The 26,288-nt window shown below is 74.6% G+C and carries 23 protein-coding genes and 1 tRNA gene; 11 read left to right on the top strand and 13 right to left on the bottom strand.

What is annotated here, in order from left to right; all coding sequences use genetic code 11:
• Positions 1–19: 19 nt before the first annotated feature.
• Both CRP29_RS17780 and CRP29_RS17785 read right to left on the bottom strand, forming a co-directional pair.
• A complete protein-coding gene (locus CRP29_RS17780; RefSeq protein WP_097196495.1) occupies positions 20–1,540 on the bottom strand; it encodes an MFS transporter in 1,521 nt (506 codons plus the stop codon).
• Positions 1,541–1,593: 53 nt separating this feature from the next.
• Positions 1,594–1,953, bottom strand: coding sequence for a DoxX family protein (locus CRP29_RS17785; RefSeq protein WP_097196366.1), 360 nt, complete (start codon positions 1,951–1,953; stop codon positions 1,594–1,596).
• Between the two features lie 23 nt (positions 1,954–1,976).
• Here CRP29_RS17785 and CRP29_RS17790 point away from each other — a divergent pair, with 23 nt between their 5' ends.
• Together CRP29_RS17790 and CRP29_RS17795 are read left to right on the top strand one after the other, a co-directional pair.
• Positions 1,977–2,735, top strand: coding sequence for a sulfite exporter TauE/SafE family protein (locus CRP29_RS17790; protein WP_097196496.1), 759 nt, complete (start codon positions 1,977–1,979; stop codon positions 2,733–2,735).
• An 81-nt stretch (positions 2,736–2,816) separates the two neighbouring features.
• Positions 2,817–5,096: a putative bifunctional diguanylate cyclase/phosphodiesterase gene (locus CRP29_RS17795; RefSeq protein ID WP_097196367.1), complete on the top strand. Its 2,280-nt coding sequence runs from the start codon at positions 2,817–2,819 to the stop codon at positions 5,094–5,096.
• A gap of 40 nt (positions 5,097–5,136) precedes the next feature.
• Here the strand turns inward: CRP29_RS17795 and CRP29_RS17800 are convergent, their stop codons facing one another.
• The 3 genes from CRP29_RS17800 to CRP29_RS17810 are packed head-to-tail and all read right to left on the bottom strand — an operon-like array spanning position 5,137 to position 7,824.
• The gene (locus CRP29_RS17800) at positions 5,137–6,228 is read right to left on the bottom strand and encodes a bifunctional RNase H/acid phosphatase (protein ID WP_097196368.1); all 1,092 of its coding nucleotides are present in this window, start codon (positions 6,226–6,228) and stop codon (positions 5,137–5,139) included.
• Positions 6,225–6,965, bottom strand: coding sequence for a zinc ribbon domain-containing protein (locus CRP29_RS17805; protein WP_217991646.1), 741 nt, complete (start codon positions 6,963–6,965; stop codon positions 6,225–6,227). Before CRP29_RS17805 ends, CRP29_RS17800 begins: the two co-directional genes overlap by 4 nt.
• Before the next feature lie 10 nt (positions 6,966–6,975).
• Positions 6,976–7,824 carry a Nif3-like dinuclear metal center hexameric protein gene (locus tag CRP29_RS17810; protein WP_097196370.1) on the bottom strand — a complete coding sequence of 283 codons (849 nt, stop codon included), beginning with the start codon at positions 7,822–7,824 and terminating at the stop codon, positions 6,976–6,978.
• 58 nt (positions 7,825–7,882) lie between these two features.
• Here CRP29_RS17810 and CRP29_RS17815 point away from each other — a divergent pair, with 58 nt between their 5' ends.
• From CRP29_RS17815 to CRP29_RS17830, 4 genes are all read left to right on the top strand, one after another.
• Positions 7,883–9,847 (top strand): FUSC family protein, encoded by a 1,965-nt coding sequence (locus CRP29_RS17815; RefSeq protein ID WP_097196371.1) that lies wholly within the window; start codon positions 7,883–7,885, stop codon positions 9,845–9,847.
• Positions 9,848–9,923: 76 nt separating this feature from the next.
• Positions 9,924–10,874, top strand: a complete 951-nt coding sequence (locus CRP29_RS17820; RefSeq protein WP_245852996.1) for an alpha/beta fold hydrolase — start codon at positions 9,924–9,926, stop codon at positions 10,872–10,874.
• A gap of 159 nt (positions 10,875–11,033) precedes the next feature.
• Entirely contained in the window at positions 11,034–12,485 is a 1,452-nt protein-coding gene (locus CRP29_RS17825; RefSeq protein WP_245853011.1) for a WS/DGAT/MGAT family O-acyltransferase, read from the top strand.
• Positions 12,482–13,483, top strand: a complete 1,002-nt coding sequence (locus CRP29_RS17830) for an NAD-dependent epimerase/dehydratase family protein (protein WP_245852999.1) — start codon at positions 12,482–12,484, stop codon at positions 13,481–13,483. The genes CRP29_RS17825 and CRP29_RS17830 overlap by 4 nt, the downstream gene beginning before the upstream one ends.
• Positions 13,484–13,496: 13 nt before the next feature.
• Here CRP29_RS17830 and CRP29_RS17835 read toward each other — a convergent pair whose 3' ends face one another.
• Positions 13,497–14,408 carry an alpha/beta fold hydrolase gene (locus tag CRP29_RS17835; RefSeq protein WP_097196498.1) on the bottom strand — a complete coding sequence of 304 codons (912 nt, stop codon included), beginning with the start codon at positions 14,406–14,408 and terminating at the stop codon, positions 13,497–13,499.
• A 238-nt stretch (positions 14,409–14,646) separates the two neighbouring features.
• On the opposite strand from CRP29_RS17835, the gene CRP29_RS17840 reads away from it, so the two are divergent.
• Complete coding sequence (locus CRP29_RS17840) at positions 14,647–15,459, top strand: esterase/lipase family protein (RefSeq protein WP_217991647.1); 813 nt, start codon at positions 14,647–14,649, stop codon at positions 15,457–15,459.
• Between the two features lie 27 nt (positions 15,460–15,486).
• On the opposite strand, the gene CRP29_RS17845 is transcribed toward CRP29_RS17840, so the two are convergent.
• The 3 genes from CRP29_RS17845 to CRP29_RS17855 form a co-directional block, all read right to left on the bottom strand.
• Positions 15,487–15,561: transfer RNA gene (locus CRP29_RS17845), tRNA-Val, on the bottom strand.
• Between the two features lie 39 nt (positions 15,562–15,600).
• Positions 15,601–16,062, bottom strand: a complete 462-nt coding sequence (locus tag CRP29_RS17850) for a peroxiredoxin (RefSeq protein ID WP_097196374.1) — start codon at positions 16,060–16,062, stop codon at positions 15,601–15,603.
• A gap of 22 nt (positions 16,063–16,084) precedes the next feature.
• Complete coding sequence (locus tag CRP29_RS17855) at positions 16,085–16,504, bottom strand: DUF3052 domain-containing protein (RefSeq protein WP_091766684.1); 420 nt, start codon at positions 16,502–16,504, stop codon at positions 16,085–16,087.
• A 246-nt stretch (positions 16,505–16,750) separates the two neighbouring features.
• Between CRP29_RS17855 and aceE the strand changes: the two genes are divergently transcribed.
• Entirely contained in the window at positions 16,751–19,552 is a 2,802-nt protein-coding gene (gene aceE, locus CRP29_RS17860) for a pyruvate dehydrogenase (acetyl-transferring), homodimeric type (RefSeq protein ID WP_097196375.1), read from the top strand.
• 44 nt (positions 19,553–19,596) lie between these two features.
• Here the strand turns inward: aceE and CRP29_RS17865 are convergent, their stop codons facing one another.
• From CRP29_RS17865 to CRP29_RS17880, 4 genes are all read right to left on the bottom strand, one after another.
• The gene (locus CRP29_RS17865) at positions 19,597–20,097 is read right to left on the bottom strand and encodes a DUF2231 domain-containing protein (protein WP_097196376.1); all 501 of its coding nucleotides are present in this window, start codon (positions 20,095–20,097) and stop codon (positions 19,597–19,599) included.
• 113 nt (positions 20,098–20,210) lie between these two features.
• Positions 20,211–21,416 carry a M20 metallopeptidase family protein gene (locus CRP29_RS17870; RefSeq protein WP_097196377.1) on the bottom strand — a complete coding sequence of 402 codons (1,206 nt, stop codon included), beginning with the start codon at positions 21,414–21,416 and terminating at the stop codon, positions 20,211–20,213.
• A 38-nt stretch (positions 21,417–21,454) separates the two neighbouring features.
• Positions 21,455–22,012: a pirin family protein gene (locus tag CRP29_RS17875; protein WP_097196378.1), complete on the bottom strand. Its 558-nt coding sequence runs from the start codon at positions 22,010–22,012 to the stop codon at positions 21,455–21,457.
• A complete protein-coding gene (locus CRP29_RS17880) occupies positions 22,009–22,695 on the bottom strand; it encodes a phosphatase PAP2 family protein (protein ID WP_245853001.1) in 687 nt (228 codons plus the stop codon). Before CRP29_RS17880 ends, CRP29_RS17875 begins: the two co-directional genes overlap by 4 nt.
• 57 nt (positions 22,696–22,752) lie before the next feature.
• On the opposite strand from CRP29_RS17880, the gene CRP29_RS17885 reads away from it, so the two are divergent.
• From CRP29_RS17885 to CRP29_RS17895, 3 genes are all read left to right on the top strand, one after another.
• Positions 22,753–23,919, top strand: coding sequence for a PucR family transcriptional regulator (locus CRP29_RS17885; RefSeq protein ID WP_245853002.1), 1,167 nt, complete (start codon positions 22,753–22,755; stop codon positions 23,917–23,919).
• A 148-nt stretch (positions 23,920–24,067) separates the two neighbouring features.
• Positions 24,068–25,270: an acyltransferase domain-containing protein gene (locus CRP29_RS17890; RefSeq protein WP_097196380.1), complete on the top strand. Its 1,203-nt coding sequence runs from the start codon at positions 24,068–24,070 to the stop codon at positions 25,268–25,270.
• Entirely contained in the window at positions 25,267–26,232 is a 966-nt protein-coding gene (locus CRP29_RS17895) for a beta-ketoacyl-ACP synthase III (protein ID WP_217991648.1), read from the top strand. The genes CRP29_RS17890 and CRP29_RS17895 overlap by 4 nt, the downstream gene beginning before the upstream one ends.
• The last annotated feature ends 56 nt before the right edge of the window (positions 26,233–26,288 follow it).

Consider the following 26,288-nt stretch of genomic DNA (forward strand, 5'->3'; position numbering starts at 1 on the left):
GGCCGGACCCGGCGAGCCCTCAGTGCGCGGCCGCGGCCGCGGCCTCCGCCGGACGCGACGGCTCGGCGGGCGCACCCGGCGGCGCGGCCCGCACGAGCAGCAGCACCAGCAGACCTCCGATCACACCGGCCAGGCCTGCCGCGAGGATGACACCGTCCAGGCCCGCGGCGTAGCCGCTGCCGAGGGCGTCGGCCAGTCCCGCCCGCGCCTGCGGATCGGCCCCCGCCAGGATCCCGGGCGCCTGCCCGGCCGACAGCGCCGAGGCGACCCCGGAGGGATCGGGCGTCCCGGCGTCGCGCAGCGCACCGGAGGCACCGGTGGCGAAGACGGTGCCGAGCACCGAGACGCCGACGGCGAACCCGAGCTGGCGGGCCGTGTTCACCGCGCCCGAGGCCATGCCGCTGCGCTCCCGCGGGACGGCGGCCAGCGCGGCCGAGGCCAGCGTCGGGTTCGCGACGCCGACACCCGCGCCCAGCACCGCGAGGCCGGCGACGAGCGTCCGCCAGGTCGAATCGGCGTCGACCGACGTCATGAGCAGGCAGCCGGCGCCGATCAGCAGCAGCCCGCCGCCCAGCACGAAGCGCGGCGGCTGCGTCTGCAGGTAGCGGCCTCCGCCGGCGGCCACCACGAAGCTCACGACCGACAGCGGGATGAAGACGCACCCGGCCTGCAGCGGCGAGAGGCCGCCGATCGACTGGAGCCACAGCGAGGTGTAGACGAGCAGCGCGAACGCCGCGCCGTTCAGCACGAACGCGGCCAGCATGATCCCGCTGAAGGACCGGCCGGCGAACAGCCGGACGTCCAGCATCGGCGCCGGGCGGCGCAGCTCGACCAGCACCCACGCCGCGAGCACGACCAGGCCTGCGACGACCGGGCCCCAGGATCCGGCCCACCCGTCGGCCGCCGCCCGGACGAGCCCGAACACGGCCGCACCGGCGCCCAGGGAGAACAACGCGATGCCCGGCACGTCCGGCCGCGGGGCGCCGGGCTGCCGCGCCTCGCGGACGGCGACCAGCGTCATTCCCACGGCCAGCACGGTGACCGGCAGGTTGACGTAGAAGATCCAGCGCCAGTCGAGCTCGGTGAGCGCGCCGCCGAGGATCGGCCCCAGCGCGGCGGCCGCGCCGAGGACGGCGCCCCAGATGCCGAACGCCGTCCCGCGGTCCCGGCCCTCGTAGCTGGTGTTGATCAGCGCGATGGTGGTGGCGAACATGATGGCGCCGCCGATGCCCTGGACCCCGCGCGCGGCGATCAGCCAGCCGGCGTCGGGCGCGAGCCCGCAGGCCAGCGACGACAGCGCGAAGACGACCAGGCCGATCAGGTAGAGGCGCCGACGCCCGTAGAGGTCGGCCAGCGAGCCGGCGCCGAGCACCAGCGCGGCCAGGGCCAGCGCGTAGACGTCGACCACCCACTGCAGCTGGGTGAAGCTGGTGTCGAGGTCCCGGGCGATGTCGGGCAGGGCGACGTTCACGATGGTGACGTCGACCAGGAGCATGAAGGTGCCGACGCAGATCGCCGTCAGCGGGAGCCACCTGCGCATGACGGCCACTGTGCAGCCCGGCACCGACAGGAACCACGCGGGGCGCTGGCGGATCAGCGGCCGCGCGCCACCCGGAGCGCCGCACCGATCAGCGGCAGCTGCAGCGGCAGCCGCGCCGTGGCGACGGCGAGCGGCACGGGCTTCCGGGGCACCGCGCGGAAGGTGTGCAGATGCGCGGGCACGAAGCCCACGAACAGCGCCGCGGCGGCCCATCCCCCGGCCCGGCGGGTGGCCGGGGCGGCGAGCAGCGCCACGGTGCCCAGCTCGGCCACGCCGCTGGCCAGCACCCACGCCCGCGCGTTGCCCAGCTCCGGGGGCACCAGCCAGTCGTAGATGCGCGGTCGCGCGAGGTGCAGCACACCGGCACCGCCGAGCACCGCCGCCAACCAGGTGTCCGTGCTCGGGAGCCGCATCGGGCCACCGTATGTTGACCGCCGTGTCCGCCGCTGACCTGCTCGTCGCCGCGGCGGTCGCCTTCCTCGCCGGTGGCGTCAACTCCATCGCCGGGGGCGGCTCGCTGATCCTCTTCCCGACCCTCGTGGCCCTCGGCCTGGGCACGGTCGAGGCCAACGTCACCAACTCCGTGGCCCAGTGGCCGGGCTACCTGGGCGGGGTCGCCGGCTTCCGCGCCGAGTACGCCGGCCAGCGCTCGCGGCTGCTGCGGCTCGGCACGGTCGCCGTCCTCGGCGGCACGGCGGGCAGCGTGCTGCTGCTCACCACGCCGTCCGAGGCCTTCGACGTCGTGGTCCCCGTGCTGGTGCTGCTGGCCAGCTCGTTGCTGGCCTTCCAGCCGCTGGTCACCCGGCGGCTGAAGCGCACCCAGAGCGACGGCGTCGCACCCCGCGACCCCCGCTGGCTCTACGCCGCCCTGTTCCTGGCGACGACGTACGGCGGCTACTTCGGCGGCGCGCTCGGCGTCATCCTCGTCGGGGTGCTGGGGCTGGCGCTCAGCCGGCTGGCCCTGGCCAACGCGCTCAAGTCGGCCCTGTCGGCCGTCACCGCCACCGTCTCGCTGCTGATCTTCGGCGTCTTCGGCGACGTGCACTGGGGCGTGGTGGCCGTCGCCGCGCCGGCGAGCCTGCTGGGTGGATTCCTGGGCGCACGGATCGCGACGCGCATCCCGGCCACGGCATTGCGGGTGCTCATCGTGGGCTTCGGCGTCGCGGTCTCGGTCTACCTGTTCCTCCGGATCTGACCGCCCGTCGGAGCTGACCCGGAGGGGTGATCTGCCGGAGCGCACGTTCACCCGCCGGGCACGGTGGCCGATGTTCCCGTCATGACGGCTCCCGCGCGCTCCCGGCTGCTGCCCGGTGCGCCGCGGTGGCTGCTGGGTGCGCTCGTGCTGGTCGCCGTCCTCTGCTGGCTCCCGGCACTCCTCCGCCTCGTGAGTCCGGAGACCTCCGCAGCGCCCGGTCCGCTGGTCGTCGTGCCCCTGCTGGTGCTCCTGCACCTGCTGCTCCTCGGCCTGCTCGGGTGGCGGGCGTGGACCGTCGCCAGCGAGCGGGCGGTCTGGAACCGGCTGGCGCTGGGCGCCGTCGTCTTCGTCGTCGCCATCGCCGTCGCGTTCGTGCTCCACCTCGTTCCCGCCACCCGGTCGATCGCCATGGCGCCCCTGGCCTGGAGCGGCGCCGCGGTCTTCCCCTTCTGGTACGGCGCGCTGGTGCGGTGGAACCGGCACAGCACGAGCATCGCCGACCCCAACGACGCCCTGAACGGGCTGTCCGCCGTCCTCGCCGTCATCGCGGTGCTCAACCTGACGGTCGACGCCGACGCCGGCCACCTCGCCGACCTGCCCGCCTGGGCGCTCCAGGCCGTCTTCGCCCAGTTCGCCGTCAGCTTCGTGCTCCTGGGAACGGCCCTGACCCTGCCGTCCCTGGGCGGCATGGGCCGGGACCCGCGCACCTGGCTGATGGCCGGTGCGCAGATCCTCTGGGTGGTCGCCGCCGTGGCCACCCTGGTGACCGGTGAGCAGTCGGCGGGCTGGACGCCGGTCGTGCACCCGGTCGTCGTCGTCTGCGTCGCCGTGGCGGCCACGCTCCGGTCGCGCCGCTCGGCTCCCCGGCCCGCCGATCCGGCGGCGGCCACGATCGGCGCGTTCGTCGTCATCCTCGCCTCGCTCGCCACCCTGGTCGTCGCCGCACTCACCGGCGGCTCCGCCGTCGCCGTCGGGTGCGCGGCCCTCGCCGCGGCCGGGGCCGGCGTGCGGATGGCCGTCAACGTCAGCGAGCTGGCCCAGCTCGCCGTCACCCGCCGTGAGGCGCTCACCGACGACCTCACCGGCCTGGCGAACCGCCGGGCCGTGCTGCGCCGCATCTCCGAGCTCACCGCCGAGGGCACGCCGGTCGCCCTGGCGCTGCTCGACGTGGACAAGTTCAAGGAGGTCAACGACGCCCTCGGGCACGCCGCGGGCGACGACCTGCTGCGTCTCGTCGCCCGCCGCCTGGAGCCGGCGCTGCGCTCCGGTGACCTGCTCGGCCGGCTCGGCGGGGACGAGTACGCCGTCGTCGCCGTGCTCGACCCCGCCGTCCCGGCGCACGAGGCCGCGCTGGCGCTCGGGACGAGGCTGCACGCCCGCCTCGACGAGCCCTTCCCCGTCGGCAGCATGTTCGTGCACTGCTCGGCGAGCATCGGCGTCACCAGCAGCACCGACGCCGAACAGCAGCCGGCCCACCTGCTGCGCCGGGCCGACGTCGCCATGTACGACGCCAAGCGCTCCGGGCGCGGCGTGGCCGGATACGACCCCGCCGTCCACTCGGACAGCAGCGGACACCTCGCCCTGGTGGAGCAGCTGCGGACGGCGCTCACCAACGACGAACTCGTCCTGCACCACCAGCCACAGCTCGACATCGCCGACGGCCGCGTCGTCGGCGTGGAGTCCCTCGTCCGGTGGGCGCACCCCGAGCGCGGCCTCGTCCCGCCGATGGAGTTCCTGCCGCTGGCCGAGGTGCACGGGCTGATGGGCCCGCTCACCGAACGGGTGCTCGAGTCCGCGGTGGCCCAGCTGGCCGACTGGCGTGGCCGGGGCCTGGACCTGCGGGTGTCGGTCAACCTCTCGGCCAGCAACCTGCTCGACACCGGCCTGCCGTGCCGGCTGGCCGAGCTGCTCACCCGGCACGCCGTCCCGGCGGCCTCGATCGTGCTCGAGGTGACCGAGAGCGTCCTGCTCACCGATCCCGAGCGCAGCCTCGCCGTCGTGGCCGACCTGGCCGCACTCGGCGTGACCGTGAGCATGGACGACTTCGGCACCGGATACTCGTCGCTGGCCTACCTCCGCGACCTTCCGGTCACCGAGCTCAAGCTGGACCGGTCGTTCACCGCCGACCTGTGCTCCGACGAGCGCACCGAGGCGATCATCGCCAGCACGATCGACCTGGCCCACCGGCTGGGCCTGCGCGTCGTCGCCGAGGGCGTCGAGGACGACCGCACGCTGGCGCACCTGCGCGCGCTCGGCTGCGACACCAGCCAGGGCTACCTGCACTCCCCCGCGCTGCCGGCGCCCCTGTTCGAGCGCTGGCTCCTCGACCGCGAGACGGCACCCTCCTCGTTCCGGTCCTGAGCGGTCCCGGGGCAGATCGACGCGGGCCGGCTCCGACCCGTCAGCGCAGGTGCGCGGTGTCGTTCACCAGCCGCACCGAGGTGCGGCCGTCGGAGGACCAGGCGACGGTGCACAGCGACGCCGCCTGCAGGTACACCCGGTGGACGACGTCGTCGCCGGCGCCGAGGCCCGCCGCGAGCATCAGCTTGATCGGGGTGACGTGGCTGACCAGGAGCACGGACTGCCCGGCGAACCGGTCCAGGACGCCCCGGCGGGCCCGGGCCACCCGGGCGCTGACGTCGGCGATCGACTCCCCGCCCGGGGCGGCGACGGTCAGGTCGGACATGAACCGGCGGACGGCGAGCGGGTGCGCCTGGAGCGCCTCGGCGCCGGTCAGCCCCTCGAGGTCGCCGAAGTCCAGCTCGATCAGGTCGTCGTCGAACTCCACCGGCAGGCCCAGCACCCCGGCGACGATCTCCGCGGTCTCGCGGGTGCGGCGCAGCGGCGAGGCCACGATCGCCCCGATGCCCAGGCCGGCGACGCGGGCGGCGGCCGCCTCGGCCTCGGCCCGGCCGGTCAGGGACAGCGGCAGGTCGTTGCGGCCGCTGTACCGGCGCTCCGGGGTGTGCTCGGTCTGGCCGTGGCGGAGCAGGTGGGTCACCGTGGTGACGACGGTCCGCGGCTCCTCCGGCTGGACGTCGGTCTCGGTCACCGAGGGCTCGGCGGCCAGGTCGCGGTGGATCGGCTTTCCGTCCATGGCGCTGTTGGCCAGCGCGTCGGCCGCCCCGTTCTGCGCCCGCGGCACCCAGGTGTAGCGGACGCTGCCCAGCCGCCCGGCGATGGCGCGGGCCTGCATCGCGAGCTGGCGCATGTCGGGGTGCTTGATCTGCCAGCGGCCCGACATCTGCTCGACGACGAGCTTGGAGTCCATCCGGACCTCGACGTCGGCGGACGCGTCCAGGTCCAGCGCGGCCTGCAGTCCGGCGACCAGGCCGCCGTACTCGGCGACGTTGTTGGTGGCCCGGCCCACGGAGGCCGCGCGCTCGGCGAGCACCCGGCCGGTCTCGGCATCGCGCACGAGGGCGCCGTAGCCCGCCGGCCCCGGGTTGCCCCGTGACCCGCCGTCGGCCTCGACGATGAACCGGGCGGTCACAGCCCGCTCTCGGCCGTGCGCACCAGGATCCGGCCGCAGTTCTCGCAGCGCACGACCTCGTGCGGATCGGCGTTGCGGACGGCGTTGAGCTGGTTCCCGTAGAGCTCGAGGCGGCAGCCCTGGCAGGCGCGCGCCTGGAGCATCGCCGCGCCGGTGGTGCCGGTCTGCGCGCGGATGCGGTCGTACAGCGTCAGCAGCGGCGCGGAGATCAGCGCGGCGACCTCGGAGCGGGCCGCCTCGTGCCGGGTGGTGCCGTCGGCGATGTCGGCCAGGGCGTCGTCGCGCAGCTGCTCGGCCCGCTCCCGCGCCTCGCGCGCGGCGACCAGGCCCTGCTGAGCCGTGGCGAGCGCGGTCTCGGCCGTCTCCAGCCGCTCCATCAGTTCGAGCTGCTGGTCCTCGAGGTCGGCCTGCCGGCGGCCCAGCGACTCCAGCTCGTGCTGCAGGTTGGTCATCTCCTTGGGCGTCGCGCTCCCGGAGTCCAGCCGCTGCTGGTCCTTGGCCGCGCGCTGCCGCACTGTGTCGACGTCGGACTCCAGCCGCCGGACCTCGCGACCGAGGTCCTTGACCTCGGTCTCGGCGCGGACGACGTCGGCGGAGAGCTCGCGCTCGGACTCCTCGGCGGCCTCCACCGCCGCGACCTCCGGCAGCGTCCGCCTGCGATGTGCCAGCTGGGTCAGCGCGACGTCTTCGGCCGCGAGGTCCAGCAGCTTCTGCTGCTCGAAATGGTCCACCTTCACGGAGAGCAACCTACCCGTGCGCAGCAGCCGTCCCGGCCACGTCCGCCGTCCGCCCCACCGCATGGCTCCACGGGTCGGTGCGCAGCCCGGAGACGGACACCTCCACGCCGCCGCCCAGGTCGTTCCGCAGCGCCTCGGCCGCGACCGGCAGCCACGGCCACTCGCTGGCGAAGTGCGCGACGTCGCACAGCGCCGGCCCGTCTCCCTCGAGCGCGTCGGACACCGGGTGGTGCTTCAGGTCGCTGGTCAGCAGCACGTCGGCGCCGGCGGCCGCCGCGGCCGGGAGCAGCGAACCCCCGCTGCCGCCGCAGACCGCGACCCGCCGGATCGTCCGCCCGGGGTCGCCCGCGACGCGCACCCCCCCGGCGGTCGCCGGCAGCACGCGGGCGGCCAGGGCGGCGAAGTCGCGCAGGCTCAGCGGCTCGGTGAGCTCCCCGACCCGGCCGAGCCCGGCGCCGGGGACGGCGGCCGCCGGTTCCAGAGGCACGGCGCCGGTCAACCCGAGGACGTCGGCCAGCGCGGCGTTCACCCCTGTCCCGGGCGCGCGGTCCGCGTTGGTGTGCGCCACGAAGAGGCCCGCGCCCGCGCGCACCAGCCGGTGGACGAGCCGGCCCTTCGGATCGTCGGCGGGGACGCCGTGCACCGGCGTCAGGAACAGCGGGTGGTGGGTGACAAGCAGGTCGGCCCCGGAGGCGATCACCTCGTCGACCACGGCCGCCGTCGGGTCGACGGCGAAGAGCACCCGGCGGACCGGTTCGGCGCGGTCGCCGCAGACCAGGCCGACGGCGTCCCAGCTCTCCGCCAGGGCGGGGTCGTAGCGCGCGTCGAGGGCCGCGATCACGTCGCCGAGCTCGGTCACGTCCGGGACTGTAGGCGGCCGGCGCGAAGGTCCGCCGCGGCGGTGACAAGCTTCCGACGTGGGCGCCGACGCGGGACGGAGCGGGGGCCTGCACGCTCCCGCGTGGCTCGAGGAACTCGTGCGCACCGGCCGCCCGGCCGTCCCGTGGCGGGACGTCGTCCGCTTCGCGGTGGCGATCCCCGCGCCGCTCGCCGTCGCCGTCGCCGTGGAGGGCGGGATCGAGCCGGGCGCGACGCTCAGCGCCGGCACCTTCGGGACCATGGGCGCCCTGGTGGCCACCCTGGCACCGCAGGCGGGGCCGCTGCGGGAGAAGCTCCGGCGGATCGTCACGGCCACGGCGTTCGGCGCGCTCGGCCTGCTGGCCGGCGGGTTCGCCACCGGCGGCGGCTGGGCGCCGGTGGCGGTGATCGCGGTGATCTCGGTCGTGGCGGCGCAGATCAGCCGGATCAGCGCGACGATGTCGCTCGGCTCCTTGCAGCTCCTGATCTACACCGCCCTCTCGTCGGGCTTCCTGACCTCGCTGTCCTGGCAGACCGAGGTCGCCTTCTTCCTGCTGGGCGCGGCGTGGGCGACCCTGACCACGCTGGTGCAGACCCGCACCGAGGCCGGCGATCCCGACCGCGCGGCCGTGGCCGCGGTCTTCACCCGCGTCGCCCTCCTGCTCGAGGCCGCGGACGCCGCGCAGGCCGAGACGGCCCGCCGTGAGCTCACGACCGCGCTGAACGACGCCTACGACCGGGTCATCCGCAGCCGCAGCCACCACGCCGGCCGGGTGCGCGAGCTCTCCGAGCTGGCCGGCGTGCTCAACTCCGCCGCGCCGCTGGTGGAGGCGTCGGTCGCCGCCGCCCGTGCCCGGGTCCCGGTCGACGACGCCGACGTCGCGGCCGTGCACGACCTCGCTGCCGCGCTCACCGGGGAGCGCGAGCTCCCCGGCGAGCGGCCACCCCCGCTCGAGGAGGGGCACCACACCCGGCGGGCCGTGCGGCACGGTGTCCGGCTGGTGTGGAACGTGGTCGGCGACCCCGAGGAGCGCGCCGGCGCGGCGGCGGTCCGCCCCGCGACCGGCCCCGGCGACCGGCTGCGCGACCTGGTCGACCGCACGCTGGCCAGTGCCGACAGCCGGGCCTTCGCCGTCCGGCTGGCCCTGTGCATGTCCGTCGCCGAGGTGGCCCGCCAGCTGCTGCCGTCCGCCCGCCCGTACTGGGTGCTCCTGACCGTGGCCATCGTGCTCAAGCCCGACTTCGGCTCGGTGTTCGGCCGGGCGGTGCAGCGCGGGGCCGGCACGCTGCTGGGCGTGCTGCTGGGCTCGGCCCTGCTGGCCGGCCTCAGCGGCAGCCCGTGGCTGCTCGTGGCGATGGCGGTGTCCGCCGGGGTGCTCCCCTGGGCGCGGGCGGCCAACTTCGGGTTGTTCTCGGTCTTCCAGACGCCGGTGATCATCCTGATGCTCGACCTGACGTTGACGCACAACGCGGGGCTGGTCCGCGAGCGGCTGGTCGACACCCTCATCGGCTGCGCGATCGTGCTGGTCGTCGGCTACCTGCTGTGGCCCCAGACGTGGCGGGCGCCGCTGGACCAGGCCCTGCACGACGCCGCCGTGGCGCTGGACGGGTTCGTCGAGGCCGCGTTCACCGGCGGCCCGGCCGACCGCCGCCGCGCCCGACGCCGCAACTACCGGGCGCTCACCGAGCTGCAGACCCAGCTGCAGCGACGGCTGGCCGAGCCACCACCGATCAGCACCCGCGCGGCGGCGTGGTGGCCGGTGATCGTCGCACTGGAGCGCACCTCGGACTCGGTGACGGAGGCGGTGATCGCCACCCGCGAGGGCGGGCCGGTGCCCGACCTCGCCCAGGTGGCGGTGCTCCGCCGGGCGATCCGGCAGCTCGAGGAGGACGTCCGCAGCAGCGCTGCGGACGACGACGCCGAGATCCTGGCCGAGGGCGTGCTCGCCCCGGTCGCCCGCGAGGTGGACACCGCGCGGCGCCTGGTCCGCGAGAACGCCCCCGGACGGCGGGGCCGCCGCTGAGCGCTCCGGTTGCGCACCGGCGCCCGGAGGCCCTGGGATGTGCCGGGTGTCGACCGACCCGCCCACCCCGCCCCCCGTGCCCGTCCTGCCCCCGCTGACCGGACCTCCGCCCCCGGGCTCGCGCACCGTGCGCACCGACGACGGCGTCGATCTGCACGTGGAGGTCGACGGCGCCGACGGGGCGCCGCTGACCGTCGTCCTCTCCCACGGGTTCACCGCCCGGCTCGCGGAGTGGGAACTGCAGCGCGCGGCGCTGCGGCCCAGGGTGCGGCTGGTCCTGTGGGACCAGCGCGGGCACGGCCGCTCGGCGTCCACTCCCCTGCCCGACGCCACGATCGACCGGACCGGACGGGATCTCGGCCAAGTGCTCGATGCCGTCGTCCCCACCGGCCCGGTGGTTCTCGCCGGGCACTCGATGGGCGGCATGAGCATCATGGCGCTGGCCCGGCAGCGGCCCGAGCTGTTCGGCGACCGCGTCGTGGGCGTCTTCCTGCTCGCGACGTCGGCCGGCGGGCTGGTGGAGACCGGCGTCCTGGGCCGGCTGGTCGAGCTCATCCGATGGTTGCGGCTGCTGCCGCTGTACCTCCGGGGGCTGCAGCTCGTCGCACCGCTCCTCGAGCACTTCCGCCGCCGGGACAGCCGGTTCGGGCGGTGGTTCACCCGCCGGCTGCTGTTCGGGAACCGGGCCGACGCCGACCCCGTCGCCGTCCGCGTGGTGCAGGGCCTGCTGGAGGAGACCCCGTTCCCGGTCTCCGCGGCCTTCTACGCCACCTTCCTCGACCACGACGAGAGCGCGTCGCTCCCGGTGCTCGGCCGGGTGCCGGTCACCGTCGTCGCGGCCACGCACGACCGGCTGACCCCCGTGGAGCACGGACGACGACTCGCCGCGGACATCGGGCGCAGCGCGGAGCTGGTGGTCGTCCCGGGCGCCGGGCACAGCGTCAACCTGACCCGCACCGAGATCGTCGACCGCGCGCTCCTCGACCTGCTGGACCGGGTGGACGCCGCGCGGAGGCGGGCCGGTTGAGCAGGACGACGACAGGGCATGCTGGTGTGGTGCCGGTCACGCCTCCCCTCTTGCAGTGACCGCTCGACACGCCTAACTTCGGCGGCCACCCGACGACGTGATCGACCCCTCGCGCGAGCAGCGGTGCCGAGGGGCGGCGAGGAGCAGAACGTGGACCGGATGAGTGCGCTCGACAGCGGCTTCTACTTCGCCGAGAGCGAGAACACCCCCATGCACGTCGGGTCGGTGGCCGTCTTCGACGGCCCGGCGCCCAGCTACGGCGACGTCGTACGGCTGCTGCTGAGCAAGCTGCCGCTGGTGCCCCGCTACCGGCAGCGGGTGCGCGAGGTCCCGATGCAGCTGGGGCGGCCGATGTGGGTGGACGACCCGCACTTCCAGATCCTGTACCACGTCCGGCACACCGCAGTGCCGCGTCCGGGGAGCGACGAGCAGCTGCGCAACCTGGCCGGCCGCGTCCTCGGCCAGCGGCTGGACATGTCCAAGCCGCTGTGGGAGCTGTACCTCATCGAGGGCCTCGAGGACGACCGCTGGGCGATCATCTCCAAGGTCCACCACTGCATGGTCGACGGCGTCGCCGGCAGCGACCTCATGCAGCTGATGTTCGACCTCTCCCCCGACGCCAGCCACGACGAGCCGCGCGACTGGTCCCCGCAGCGCACCCCGACCGGCGCGGGCATGGTCGCCGGGGCCCTGGCCGACGCCGTCGCCCACCCGCTGCGCCAGCTCGCCTCGCTGCCCTCGGGTGGCGGCGCCGGGCGGATCGCCAAGCAGCTCCTCGACTCCGGGAAGAGCGTCGCGGCGACCCTCCCCTCCCTGGCCAGGCAGGCCCTCGTGCCCACGGCCCGCTCGCTCAACGGCCCGATCGGCCCGCACCGCCGGTGGGCCTGGACCTCCACCGACTTCGCGGAGCTCAAGGAGGTGCGCACCGCGCTGGGCGGGACGGTCAACGACGTCGTCCTCACCTCGATCACCGCCGGCTTCCGCGACCTCCTCCAGGGCCGCGGCGAGCTCACCTCGGAGAAGCTGGTCGTGCGCACGATGGTGCCGGTGTCGGTCCGCTCGGACAGCCAGCGCGGCAACCTCGACAACCAGGTGTCGGCCGTCTTCGTCGACCTGCCCGTCGGCGACCCCGACCCACGGTCCCGGCTCGCCTCGATCCGCGGCCAGATGGACGAGTACAAGAAGGCGATGCAGGCCGTCGACGTCCCGTCGATCATCGCCATGGGTGACTTCGTGGCGCCGACCCTGCTCTCGCTCGGGGTGCGCGCTGCGCTCACGGCCGGCCAGGTGTGGTGCCAGGCGGTCACGACGAACGTGCCCGGCCCGCCTGTCCCGCTGTACGTGCTCGGGCGGCGGATGGTCTCGGCCTACGCCTACGTGCCGATCGCCGGCGGCACCCGCTGCTCGATCGGCATCTTCAGCTACCAGAAGACGATGACCTTCGGGATCAACGCCGACTTCGACGCCTTCGCCGACGTCGACGTCCTGTCCCGGGGCATCCGCCGCGGGATCGAGGAGCTGCTCGAGTTCGCCCGCGCCGAGCAGGGCACCCCCGAGGTGTCGCAGCCGGCCCCGAAGCCGCGGAAGAAGCCGGCGGCGGCGGGCCGGTGAGCCAGGCCGGCCTCACCGTCGCGGTCACCGGACCGACCGGCACCTTCGGCTCGGGGCTGATGCCCCTGCTCCAGGACGACGACCGGATCGACCGCGTCATCGGGATCGCCCGCCGGCCGTTCGACCCGGCGGAGCGCGGCTGGTCGAAGATGGCGTACCGGCAGGGCGACGTCCGGGATCCCGACGCGCTGCGGGCGGCCTTCGTCGGAGTGGACGTCGTCGTCCACCTGGCGTTCCTGATCTCCGGCAACGCCTCGCGCGAGACCATCCGCGCGATCAACGTCGACGGCACCCTGAACGTCTTCCGGGCCGCGGCGGCGGCCGGCGCCCGCCGGTTCGTGTACGCCTCGTCGGTGGCCGCCTACGGGTTCCACGCCGACAACCCCGAGCTGATCGACGAGGACTGGCCGGTGCGCCCGGCGTCGCGCCTGTTCTACGCGCAGGAGAAGGCCGAGCTCGAGGAACTGCTGCAGCGCGAGGCGGCGGCCGCGCCCGAGCTGGCTCTCTACCTCCTGCGACCGCCCGTCGTGCTGGGCCCGAACGCCGTCGGCGCCAAGGACGTACTGCCCGGGCCGCTCGCACCGCTGGGCCGGCGGCTGCTGGGCCGGCCCCGCCGGCTGCCGCTGCCGATCCCGCTGCTGGTGCCCGAGCACCCGCTGCAGCTCATCCACGAGGAGGACGTCGGCCGCGCGCTGCAGCTGTGCGTCGTCGGCGCCGGACCGCCCGGGGCCTACAACATCGCCGGCGAGGGTGTCGTCACCGCCGCCGACGTGGCCCGCGAGTTCGGCGCCCTGCCGATCCGGCTGCCGGCCGGCCCGGGACAGGCCGCCGCCCGCGCGATCTCCCGGCTGCCGTTCCTGCCGCCCGTGGCCGAGTGGGTTGAGGCGGTCTCCCGGCCGGCGATCATGGACACCACCCGGGCCCGCGAGCAGCTGGGCTGGCGACCGCGGTACACCGGCCTCGAGGCGCTGCGGGACACCCTCCGCGACCGCTCCTGACCGCGCGGACCGGTCAGGCCCCGGCGCGGAGGGCGTCCAGCTCGGCCAGCCACGGCAGCACCTCGTCCGCGAGCCGCTCGGGGCACTGCAGCTGCGGCACGTGGCCCACGCCGTCCAGCTCCACGTAGCGCCACGCGGGGTGCCGGCGGGCGACGTCGCGGGCGGCCTGCACGGGGACCAGTCGGTCGAGGTCACCGTGCACCAGGAGGACCGGCCCGCTGACCCCCTGCATCGCCTCCCGGTAGCGGCGCGGATCGGCCAGCTGGACGAGCAGCGAGCGGGCGGCGGTCAGGTAGGCGCGGTCCATGCCGGTGTGGTCCTCGCGCTCCTCGAGCAGCAGCACGGAGCGGTCGATCACCGCCGAGGGCAGCGTGTCGGGGTCCACGCCCACGAGTCGCAGCATCTCCCGGACCCGCTGCAGCGGCGTCTGCCGTGCCCGGCGCAGCCAGAGGAACCGCTCGCCCACCATCGGCATCGCGTAGAGCGCGAAGGTGACGGCGACCAGGGGGTCGAGCGCCCGGCGGGGGCCGGGGACCGCGGGATCCAGCAGGACCAGGCCGCGCACCGCCTCGGGGTGCGCCGCCTGCTCCAGGATCGAGATCATCCCGCCCATCGAGTTGCCGATCAGCACCGCGGGCTCGCCCGCCACCTCGACCAGGAACCGGTGCAGCACCTCGACGTTGGCGTGCACGGTCGCGCGGCGCTCACCGGGCTCGCTGCGGCCGAAGCCAGGCAGGTCGAGGGCCAGCACCCGGGCGTGCGGCAGGAGCAGCGGCGCGAAGGTGTCCCAGTTGAGGTGCGACCCGCCGAGCCCGTGGACCAGGACCACCCGCGGGCCGTCCTCCGGGCCGCCGAAGTCGACGTAGTGGACCGGCCCGCCGAGGTCGACCGTCCGGCTCTCCCCCGGCACCCTCTCCCCGGGCATCTGGTGCTCCGCTGCCACTGCCGACCGTCCCCTCGTCCCGCCTCGCCGTCGGCGCAACGGTGGCACGCGCCGGCAGGGCCCGCCCGGGCACGGCTCCTGGTACACCGGTCGCGTGAGCAAGCCTCTATGACGCAGGACACATTTGGGCAACATCCGCCCGCGTGTTCGGTGAACGGGGTGTGAGCCAGACCGCAGATTGGTACTGGCCGGTACCAAGGACGTAATGCGGGAGGTCGGCGTGGCACGACAGCAGGACGAGGGACCGGCACTGCCGCTCTACCTGAGCGAGCCCGGCCGTGCGGTCGCCGACTACGGCCTCTACCTGGCCACCCGGCCGTTCACCCCGCGGCTGCCCAAGGGCGACGGGCACCCGGTGCTCGTGCTGCCGGGCCTGCTGGCCGACGACGCCTCGACCGCCGCGCTGCGCGGCGTCCTGCGCCGGCTGGACTACCGGGTGCACGGCTGGGGCCTGGGCCGCAACATCGGGCCGACCGCGCTGTGCGTGAACGGCCTGCGCGACAAGCTCGACTACCTGCACGGCCGCTACCGCCGGCCGGTCACGATCATCGGCTGGAGCCTGGGCGGCATCTTCGCCCGCGACCTCGCCCGCCGCTCCCCCGACCAGGTCCGCCAGGTCGTCACCCTCGGCAGCCCGTTCCGGCTGACGAAGTTCAGCCAGACGCGCGCCGCGAAGGTCTTCGACCGCTACTCGCACCTGCACGTCGAGCAGCGCACGCTCCCCCTGGAGCCGGAGAACGAGCCGTTGCCGGTGCCGGCCACCTCGATCTACTCGCACTACGACGGCATCGTGCACTGGCAGACCTGCCTGAACACCCCGGGCGAGCGCTGCGAGAACATCGCGGTGACCGCCAGCCACCTGGGCCTGGGGCACCACCCCGCCGCCATCTGGGCCGTCGCCGACCGGCTGGCCCAGCAGGAGGGCACCTGGACGCCGTTCCGGGCGCCGCGGTTCCTGCGTCCGGCCTTCCCGAAGCCGGCCGAGGCGACGCCGTGCTCGCCGGTCGGGACCGTGGCGGGCTCCGCCGCCTGAGCGTGGCCGCCCGGGCGCAGGCCGAGGTGGTGGGCGCGACAGGGTTCGAACCTGCGACCGCTCGCTTGTAAGGCGAGAGCTCTACCGCTGAGCTACGCGCCCCGCGCGCCCAGGGTAGAGAACCCCGGGCGCCCGGATGGCCTATGCCGAGAGCTGGCCGACGGCGTCCTTCCAGCCGGACTGCTCGCGGGCGTCACCGGGCTGGTTGACCTCGGCGAAGGCGATCTTCCCGTCGGCGTCGACCAGGAAGGTGCCGCGCAGGGCCATGCCGGCCTTGTCGTTGAAGACGCCGTAGGCCTGCGCGGTGGCGCCGTGCGGCCAGAAGTCCGACAGCAGCGGGAAGTCGAAGCCCTCCTGCGCCTTGAAAGCCTTGAGGCTGAACACCGGGTCGGTGCTGACCGCGACCACGCGGACGCCGGCCTCGGTGTAGTTGGCCAGTTCGTCGCGCAGCTGGCACAGCTCACCGGTGCAGATGCCGGAGAAGGCGAACGGGTAGAAGACCACCAGGACGGGGGTGCCTCGCAGCCCGGCGAGGGACACGACCTGCTTGTCCTGGTCGGGGAGGCTGAACTCGGGGGCGACGTCACCGACGGAGAGGCTCATGCGCCCGATGGTGCCGTACGCCCTACCGGCGGCTGCGGGCGGTCTTCGGGCTGACCAGGCGGATGCCCGACCAGTCCTTGGCCGCGGAGACGCTGCTGGTCTGCTGCAGACCGGCCGTGGGGGCGACCTCGGTGACGTCACCGGGCTCCACGTGGCCGGGGCGACCCGACTTGGGCACGAGCAGCCAGACGACGCCGTCCTCACCGAGGGAGGTGATCGCGTCGGTCAGGGCGTCGAACAGGTCGCCGTCGTCCTCGCGCCACCAGAGCAGCACGACGTCGGCCACCTCATCGGTGTCCTCGTCGACCATCTCGCCACCCGAGAGCTCGATGATCGCGTCGCGCAGGTCCTCGTCGGCGTCCTCGTCCCAGCCGAGCTCCTGCACGACCATGCCCGGCTTGATGCCCAGCCGGGCCGCCATGCCGGCGCTGTCGACGCTCATCCGTACTGCTCCTCCATGGGTGGGACCTGCTGCTGATCGCTCGTGGTGATGGTGCCCTGTCGGCAGGCCGTCCGCGCGGGCGCGTTCCGGCCCGGTTCCAACCGGGAGCCACGTGGGCGGAAGCGTAGGGCATGACCGCCACGACGCAAGCTCGACCGACCCGTGCCCGGCCCCGGACTCGCCGGACTCGCCGGACGAGGAGCCCGGCACGTGACGCCCGGCTCCCCGAGGGGAGACGATGGGGGCATGAGCGCACAGCAGCCGGACGGCGACCCCGCCCGCGACATCGGCGCACCCCGCGCGGTCATCACCGACGGGCTGCCCAGCCAGCTCCCCGACACCGATCCGGACGAGACGCAGGAGTGGATCGACTCGCTCGACGCCGTCGTCGGGCACGCCGGTCGCGAGCGCGCCCGGTACCTGATGCTGCGGCTGCTCGAGCGCAGCCGGGAGCAGCAGGTCGGCGTCCCGAGCCTGCGCAGCACCGACTACATCAACACCATCCCGCCGGCGCGGGAGCCGTGGTTCCCCGGCGACGAGCACGCCGAGCGGCGCATCCGCGCCTACATCCGGTGGAACGCCGCGATCATGGTCCACCGGGCCCAACGGCCGGGGATCGGCGTCGGTGGGCACATCTCCTCGTACGCGTCCTCCGCGTCGCTCTACGAGGTCGGCTTCAACCACTTCTTCCGCGGCAAGGACCACCCCGGCGGCGGAGACCAGATCTGGTTCCAGGGGCACGCCTCCCCCGGCATCTACGCCCGCGCCTTCCTCGAGGGCCGGCTCTCGGAACAGCAGCTCGACGGCTTCCGCCAGGAGGTCAGCCACCCCGGCGGTGGGCTGTCCAGCTACCCGCACCCGCGGCTGATGCCCGACTTCTGGGAGTTCCCCAGCGTCTCGATGGGCCTGGGCGGCATGAACGCGATCTACCAGGCGCGGTTCAACCGCTACCTGCACGCCCGCGGCATCAAGGACACCTCCGACCAGCACGTCTGGGCGTTCCTGGGCGACGGCGAGATGGACGAGCCGGAGTCGCTGGGGACGATCGGCCTGGCCGCCCGCGAGGAGCTGGACAACCTCACCTTCGTCGTCAACTGCAACCTGCAGCGGCTCGACGGCCCGGTGCGGGGCAACGGCAAGGTGATCCAGGAGCTGGAGAGCTTCTTCCGCGGCGCCGGCTGGAACGTGATCAAGGTGATCTGGGGCCGCGAGTGGGACCCGCTGCTGGCCGGCGACCGCGACGGCGCCCTGGTCAACCTGATGAACCAGACGCCCGACGGCGACTACCAGACCTACAAGGCCGAGGACGGCGCCTTCGTCCGCGAGCACTTCTTCGGCCGGGACCCGCGCACCCGCCGGCTGGTCGAGTCGATGAGCGACAAGGAGATCTGGAACCTCTCCCGCGGCGGGCACGACTACCGCAAGGTCTACGCGGCGTTCAAGGCCGCGCAGGAGCACAAGGGCCAGCCGACCGTCATCCTGGCCAAGACGATCAAGGGCTGGACGCTGGGCAGCCACTTCGAGGGCCGCAACTCCACCCACCAGATGAAGAAGCTGACCGCCGAGGACCTCGCGCTCTTCCGCGACCGGCTCTACCTGGACATCCCCGACTCGGCGCTGGACAAGACGCTTCCGCCCTACTACCGGCCCGACCCCGACTCCGACGAGATGCAGTACATGCTCGAGCGGCGGCGGGCCCTGGGCGGCGCGGTGCCGCGCCGGAGGGCGGAGTTCAAGACGCTCAAGGCGCCTGACGACAAGGCCCTCGACGTCCTGCGCCGTGGTTCGGGCAAGCAGGAGGTGGCGACGACGATGGCGTTCGTCCGCCTGCTCAAGGAGCTGCTGAAGGACGCCGAGCTCGGCCCGCGCTTCGTGCCGATCATCCCGGACGAGGCCCGCACGTTCGGGCTGGACTCGTTGTTCTCCTCGCACAAGATCTACAACCCGGCGGGACAGCGGTACACCTCGGTCGACCGCGAGTTGATGCTCGCGTACAAGGAGTCCGAGCAGGGCGTGATCCTGCACGAGGGCATCAACGAGGCCGGCTCCACCGCCTCGTTCACCGCCGTCGGCACCTCGTACGCGACGCACGGCGAGCCGATGATCCCGATCTACATCTTCTACTCGATGTTCGGGTTCCAGCGCACCGGCGACTCGATCTGGGCGGCGGCCGACCAGATGACCCGCGGCTTCCTGCTCGGCGCCACCGCCGGTCGGACGACGCTCAACGGGGAGGGGCTGCAGCACGAGGACGGCCACTCGCTGCTCCTGGCCGCCACCAACCCCGCGGTCGTCTCCTACGACCCCGCGTTCTCCTACGAGGTCGCGCACATCACCCGGGACGCGCTGGTCCGCATGTACGGCGAGGACCCGGGCGCGCCGCTGGGCGGATCGCGCTCCCCCGACGTCATGTACTACCTGACGGTCTACAACGAGCCCTTCCACCAGCCGGCCGAGCCCGAGGGGCTGGACGTGCAGGGCCTGCTGGCCGGCATGTACCGCTACGCGGAGGGCCCGCAGGTGGAGGGGCCGAAGACGCAGCTGCTGGCGTCCGGCGTCGCGGTGCCGTGGGCGCTGCGGGCGCAGGAGCTGCTCGCCCAGGACTGGGGCGTGTCGGCCGACGTGTGGTCGGTGACCTCGTGGACCGAGCTGCGCCGCCAGGCCGAGGAGGTGACCCGGCACAACCTGCTGCACCACGAGGACGAGCCGGGCACCCCCTACGTCACCCAGCGGCTGCAGGAGACGGTGGGTCCGGTGGTCGCGGTGTCGGACTGGATGCGCGCCGTCCCGGACCTGATCGCGCCGTACGTCCCCGGCGGGCTGGCGTCGCTGGGCACCGACGGGTTCGGGCTCTCCGACACCCGCCCGGCGCTGCGCCGGCACTTCTCCGTCGACGCGGAGTCGATCGTCGTCCGCGCCCTGGCGTCGCTGGCCGACGAGGGCCAGGTCGACCGCGCCCGCGTGCGGGAGGCCGTGGAGAAGTACCAGGTGCGCGACGTGCAGGCTGCACCCGCCGAGGAGCGGAGCGACCCCTCACCGGCCACCTGAGCACGGGGCCCGGCGGCGCACACCGGTGCGCCGCCGGCCCTCGCTCACTCGCGGTCGCCGGCCGGGGACGAGATCGAGACGTCGTTCCAGGTCGCCTTCGCGCCGGCGTGCCCCACCCGGACGATCTGCTGCGTCGTCCCCGCGACGGCGACCACCGTCAGGACGCCCGCCACGATCGGCACCCAGCGGGCCCGGCTGACGTCATCCCGGGGCGCGCCGGCCCGCCGCCGGTCGAGCAGCCACAGCGCGACGGCGACGACGAACAGCCCGATGGCCCACGGCAGCATCCCGTCGGCGAGTTCGGCGTGCGTCTCGACCAGCGCGTTCTCGCCCACCGCCTCCTCCAGGGACTCCCCGCTCTGGGTGGACAGCGGAACCAGCACGAGGGCGGCACCGGCCAGCACCGGGGTCACGACGCCGAGCCGCCGTCGGGCCTCGGGCCAGAAGGCGTGCACCAGCACCACGAGCGCCGCGAGCGGCAGGAGCACCACTGTCGCGTGCACCAGGATCGCGTGGGTGGGCAGTCCGAACACCGTCTCGGGCATGGTGGCTCCGTTCCCGCGGGTAGAAGGGGCCACAGGAGTACCGCAGATCAGCCTGGACAGGGCCTGGACGGCGCGTGGTGAGGGGCTGGGAACCGGGGACCGCCCCGATCTCGTCAGCCGCGCAGGGCGTCCAGGGCCATCTGCGCGTAGAGGGCGACGCCCGCCGGCAGCGGCTCCTCGTCGAACACCACCAGGTTCGAGTGGTTGGGCGGCGCGTCGGCCGGGTCGACACCCGGCGGGCGCGCCCCCAGCCAGGCCAGGGCGCCGGGCACCTCCTGCAGCACGTAGGAGAAGTCCTCGGCGCCCATGAGCGGCGCGGGCAGCAGGACGGCGGCCTGCTCGCCGAGCATCGCGGTGGTGGTCGCCAGCACCGCGGCGGCCGCGCCGGCGTCGTTGATCGTCACCGGGTAGCCCTGCTCGTGGCCGAACTCGACCTCGAGCTCGTGCGCGGCGGCGACGTGCTCCGCCACCCGCCCCACCGCGGCCACCACGTCGGCCCGCCGCTCGGCCGAGAGCGTGCGGATCGTGCCCTCGAGGAACGCCGAGTCGGGGATGACGTTGTTGGTCGACCCCGCCGCCAGGTGCGCGACGGTGACGACGGCGGGGTCGAACACGTTCACGCGACGGGTGACCATCGACTGCAGGGCCAGCACGATCTCCGCGGCGGCGGGGATCGGGTCGGCGGCGGCGTGCGGCTCCGAGGCGTGCCCGCCGCGGCCGCGCAGCGTGATCGCCCACTGGTCGGCGGCGGCCATGACCGGGCCCGGCCGGACGTTCACGCTGCCGCTGGCGAAGGTCGAGGAGATGTGCAGCGCGAAGGCCCCGCTGACCGGCGCCTCCGGGACGACGCCGAGCAGGCCCTCCTCGAGCATGTAACGGGCGCCGTGGAAGCCCTCCTCCCCCGGCTGCACCATGAACACGACCTGGCCGGCGAGCTCGTCGCGGCGCTCGGCCAGCAGCCGCGCGGCGCCGACCAGCATCGCGACGTGGGTGTCGTGGCCGCAGGCGTGCATCACGCCGGGCACCTCGGAGGCGAACGGCAGGCCGGTGTCCTCCTGCACGGGCAGGGCGTCCATGTCGCCGCGCAACAGGTAGGTCGGGCCCGGCCGGGCGCCGCGCAGCACCCCGACCACCGAGCTGGTGCGCCGGCCCGTGGTCACCTCCAGCGGCAGCTCGGCGAACGCCTCGAGCACCGTCGCCTGGGTGCGCGGCAGGTGCAGCCCGATCTCCGGGTGCCGGTGCAGCCGGCGGCGCAGCTCGATGGTCCGGTCGGCGTCGTCGTACGCGGCGGTGAGCAGGTCGGAGGGGCTGGTCGGCATGGCCCCACTCTCGCCCAGGGCAGCACGCCCCGCACCGGCTAGGGCTGCTCGAGCGCCCAGGCCGGCCGGCCGGTCTCCAGCTGCCACAGCACCAGCGTGACCTGCTCGGACGGCACGACCTGCCCACCGTCGTGCCGTCCGGCCGTGGTCCGCGCCCCGGCCTGCAGCAGCAGCCCTGCCGGCACCTCGACGGGGACGCCGGGAGCCGCGCGGCGCACCCACAGCACGGCGTCCGGCCGCCCCAGATCCACCGGACCGGCGACGGCACGATGCACCTCGTGCCCGGGCGGGGCGGTGGGGTCGGCGGGCCGCAGGTAGCACTGCAGCACCCGCGCGCCGTCGTCGTCGGCGCACTCGTCGTGGACCAGTCCGGTACCGGCCCGCAGCACCGCGACGTCGCCGGCCGCCATCACCGCGCCGTCGCCCCAGCGGTGCCGCAGCGACCCGGCCAGCACCACGGCCACCACGTCGACGGCGGCGTGCTCGTGGGTCCCGTAGCCCTGTCCGGGCGCCAGCCGGTCGTCCGACACCCGCAGCAGGGGGCCCAGCGAGCCGTCGTCCGGCGCGAGCACGCCGGTCTGGTCCGGATCGCTCACGTCGCGTCCTCCCGTCGCGCCGGCAGCACGCCGAAGGCGACGGCCGTGAGCAGGGTCCAGCCCACCCCGAGCGCCCAGCCGGCCACCACGTCGGACGGGTAGTGCACGCCGAGCCACATCCGGGTCAGGCCGACGAGCAGGACGAGCAGGACGCCGAGCACGGCCCATCCGCGCCGGGGTGAGGGGGCGAGCTGCGGCCAGGCGAGCACCAGCCCGATGGTCACCAGCGTGGCGATGCCCGAGGAGTGGCCGCTCGGGAAGCTGAACGACCCGTACTCCGCGCCGCCGTCCTCGAAGGCCGGGCGCACCCGGTCGAAGAACTCCTTGAGCGCGGAGGTCACGTGCCGGATGAAGACCGCGGTGACGACGAGCCACACCACGGTGCGCCAGGCCCTCCGCCGGACCAGCCAGATCAGCACCGGCACCGCCACCACGTACCGGAACACCGACAGCCCTGGCGCGGTGAGGACCTCGAGCAGCACGTCGAGCGCGCGGCTCCGGTCGTCCCCGGCGTAGAGCGCCTCGCTCACCGCCGTGTCGAGGTCGCGCAGCGGTGCGAAGCCGGTGCTGACCCCGGCGCCGAGCAGTGCCAGCACCGCCGCGCAGGCCGCGACCACCGCCAGCGGCCGGCCCACGGCACGGGCGGGGAGGACGGTGGTGTCACCGTCCGGGGGAACGTTCACCGCCCTACTCTCCCCGACACACCCCGCGCGTGACACGCTGACGCCGTGAGGAGCCGGGTGATCGACCGCCCGAGCGCCGCCACCCTCCGGCGGCTCGAGCGCTCGTCGGGGGCACTGGCCACACAGGCCGTGGCCCGGATGGACGACGAGCTGCCCTGGTTCCGGACGATGCCGGCCGACCAGCGCTCGTGGGTCACCCTCGTCGCCCAGGCCGGACTCGCCTCCCTGGTCGAGTGGTGCCGCGACCCCGCCCGGCCTCCGCGGCTGACCGGCGAGGTGTTCGGCGCCGCGCCCCGCGAACTGGTGCGCGTGGTCGCGCTCAAGCAGACCGTCGACCTCATCAAGGTCACCGTGGAGACCCTCGAGGACCACGTCACCTCGGTCGCCGAGCCCGGCGACGAGGAGATGCTGCGCCTGGCCGTCCTGCAGTTCAGCCGCGAGGTCGCCTTCGCGACCGCGCACGTGTACGCGAGCTTCGCGGAGAACCGCGGCGCCTGGGACGCCCGGCTCGAGGCGCTCCTGGTCGACGCGCTCGTGCGCGGGGAGCGCTCCGAGGAGCTCTCCGGTCGCGCGGCCGCGCTCGGCTGGTCCGCGCTGAGCCCGGTGACGGTGGTGGTCGGCGCGACGCCCGAGGGTGTCTCCGATCCGCACGCCGCGGTCCGCCGGGCGGCGCGGACGCTGCGCAGCGACGTCCTGGTCGGGGTGCACGCCGACCAACTGGTCGTCGTCCTGGGTGGGCCGGAGGACCTGGCGCCGGTGGTCGCGCGGGTCGCGGCCGAGTTCGGTCCCGGCCCCGTCGTGTCGGGGCCGGTGGTGGACGGGCTGGGCCGCGCCGGGGAGTCGGCCGCCGCGGCGCTGGCCGGCCTCCGCGCGGCGCGCGCCTGGCCCGAGGCACCGCGTCCGGTGACGGCCGAGGCGCTGCTCCCCGAGCGGGCGCTGGACGGCGATCCGCTCGCGCGGGCGGCGCTCCGCGACGAGGTGGCCCTGCCGCTGCACGCCGCCGGCAGCGGGGTGCTGGAGACGGTGCGGGCCGTGCTCAGCAGCGGCGGGAACCTCGAGGCCAGCGCCCGGGCGATCTTCGTCCACCCCAACACCGTGCGGTACCGGCTGAAGCGGGCGGCCGAGCTCACCGGGCTGTCGGCCACCGATCCGCGCGGCGGCTGGACGTTGCAGGTCGCGCTGGCCCTGACGCACCTCGACCGCGAGCGGTCGCTCTGGGACTGACGGACGGGCACCGTGTGGTGTCCACCACCGGGAGCGGCTTCCGGGGCCCCAGATGCCGCTGGCTTTGTAGGAACCCTCCAAAGATCACCCGTGTGCTTTCGTGCCGCCCGCCACCGCGGCGCCCCGCGGTCTTTGGCACGGTGGACAGGTGCTCGCCGTCCTCGCCCCCGGTCAGGGTGCCCAGAAGCCCGGAATGCTCACCGACTGGCTGGAGCTGCCGGGAGCCGAGTCGTTCTTCCGCTGGGCCGGCGCCATCGCCGACGCCGACCTGCTGACGCTCGGCACCACGGGGGACGCCGAGGCGATCCAGGACACCGCGGTCACCCAGCCGCTGGTCGTGGCGATGAGCCTGTTCGTCGCCCGCGAGCTGGGGGGCCTGCCCGGGCCCGTCGTGCACAACCCGTACGCCGGGCGGGACGTCGTCATCGCCGGGCACAGCGTCGGTGAGCTGACCGCGGCGGTGCTGGCCGGAGTGCTCAGCATCGAGGCCGCGATCGCGCTGACCGCCGTCCGCGGCCGGGCGATGGCCGCCGCCTGCGCGCAGACGCCGACGGGCATGTCCGCCGTCCTGGGCGGCGACCCCGACGAGGTGCTCGCCACGCTCGAGAAGCACGGCCTCGCGCCGGCCAACCTCAACGGCGCCGGCCAGATCGTGGCCGCCGGCCCGCTCGAGGGCCTGGCCGCGCTCAAGGCCGACCCGCCGGCCAAGGCGCGGGTCATGCCGCTGTCGGTCGCCGGCGCCTTCCACACCCCGTACATGGCCTCCGCCCGCGAGGAGCTCGAGGGCCTCGTCGACGGGCTGCGTCCGGCCGACCCCAGCCGGCTGCTGCTCTCCAACGCCGACGGCGCCGCCGTGAGCACGGGCGCGGAGGCGCTGCGCCGCCTGGTCAGCCAGGTCACCAGCCCGGTCCGCTTCGACGCCTGCCTGGCGACCCTGCGGGATCTCGGCGTCACCGCCGTCCTCGAGCTGCCGCCGGCCGGCGCGCTGGCCGGGCTGGCCAAGCGCGAGTGGAAGGGCTCGGGCATCGAGATCCTCACCCTCGCCGGCCCGGCGGACCTCGACCGGGCCCGCGAGCTCATCGCCGCCGAGCGCGGCCGGGCCGAGGCCGAGCACCTCCCCGACTGGCGCGTCGTCGTCGCCCCGGCCCGGGGCACGGTGAGCCCCGCGGAGGTCGCCGAGGGCACCCGCCTGCCGGCCGGCACCCCGCTGGGCTGCATCCGCGGCCGCCGCGAGGAGGTCAACGTCTCCGCCGCCTACGACGGCGTGCTCGCCGAATGGCTGGTGCACGAGGGGGATCTCGTCGACGCCGGCGACCCGATCGCCCGTCTCTACCCGGAGGTGTCCGCGTGACGACGCTCAAGCTGGCCACCGGCGCTCCCGGCGCACGCATCCTCGGCCTCGGCGCCTACCGCCCGCGCCGCCGGGTGACCAACGACGAGCTCGCCGGTGTCATGGAGACCAACGACGAGTGGATCCAGAGCCGGGTCGGCATCGCCGAGCGGCGCTGGGCCGACGACGACGAGACGCTGGTCGAGATGGCGACGGCAGCCGGCGGCAAGGCCATCGCCGCCAGCGGCCTGGCGCCCGACGAGATCGACCTGGTCGTCCTCGCCAGCGCCAGCCTGCGCCAGCCCATCCCGGGCATCGGCCCGCAGGTCGCGCACCGCCTGGGCATCCCCCGGCCGGGGGCGATGGACCTCAACGCCGGCTGCGCGGGCTTCTGCTACTCCCTCGGCCTGGTCTCCGACGCGATCCGCGCGGGCTCGGCCCGCAACGCCATCGTCATCGGCGTCGAGCGGCTCACCGACGTCACGGACATGACCGACCGGTCGACGGCGGTGATCTTCGCCGACGGCGCGGGCGCGGCCGTGGTCGGCGCGTCCGACGAACCGGGCATCGGCCCGGTCGCCTGGGGCAGCGACGGCGACCAGCACTCCGCCATCGAGATCATCGACAGCGGGTACATGGCCATGGCCGGTCAGGCGGTCTACCGCTGGGCCACCACGAAGCTCACCGAGGCGCTGACCGAGGCGATGGAGAAGGCCGGCGTCACCGCCGCCGACATCGACGTCTTCGCGCCACACCAGGCCAACCTGCGGATCATCGAGTCGATGACCAAGCGGCTGGGCTTCGGCGAGAAGACCGTGATCGCCCGCGACATCGTGCGCTCGGGCAACACCTCGGCCGCCTCCATCCCACTGGCACTCAGCGCGCTGATGGAGTCCGGCGAGGCCAAGTCGGGCGACCTCGCGCTCGTCCTCGGCTACGGCGCCGGTCTGACCTACGCCGGTCAGGTCCTGCGCCTGCCCTGATCCGCCCCACCCCCAACTCCGGGACACCCTGTCCCGGCCGACGAAAGGACCCGCCG

It is taken from the genome of Blastococcus aggregatus (assembly GCF_900221005.1).
GTDB lineage: Bacteria > Actinomycetota > Actinomycetes > Mycobacteriales > Geodermatophilaceae > Blastococcus > Blastococcus aggregatus.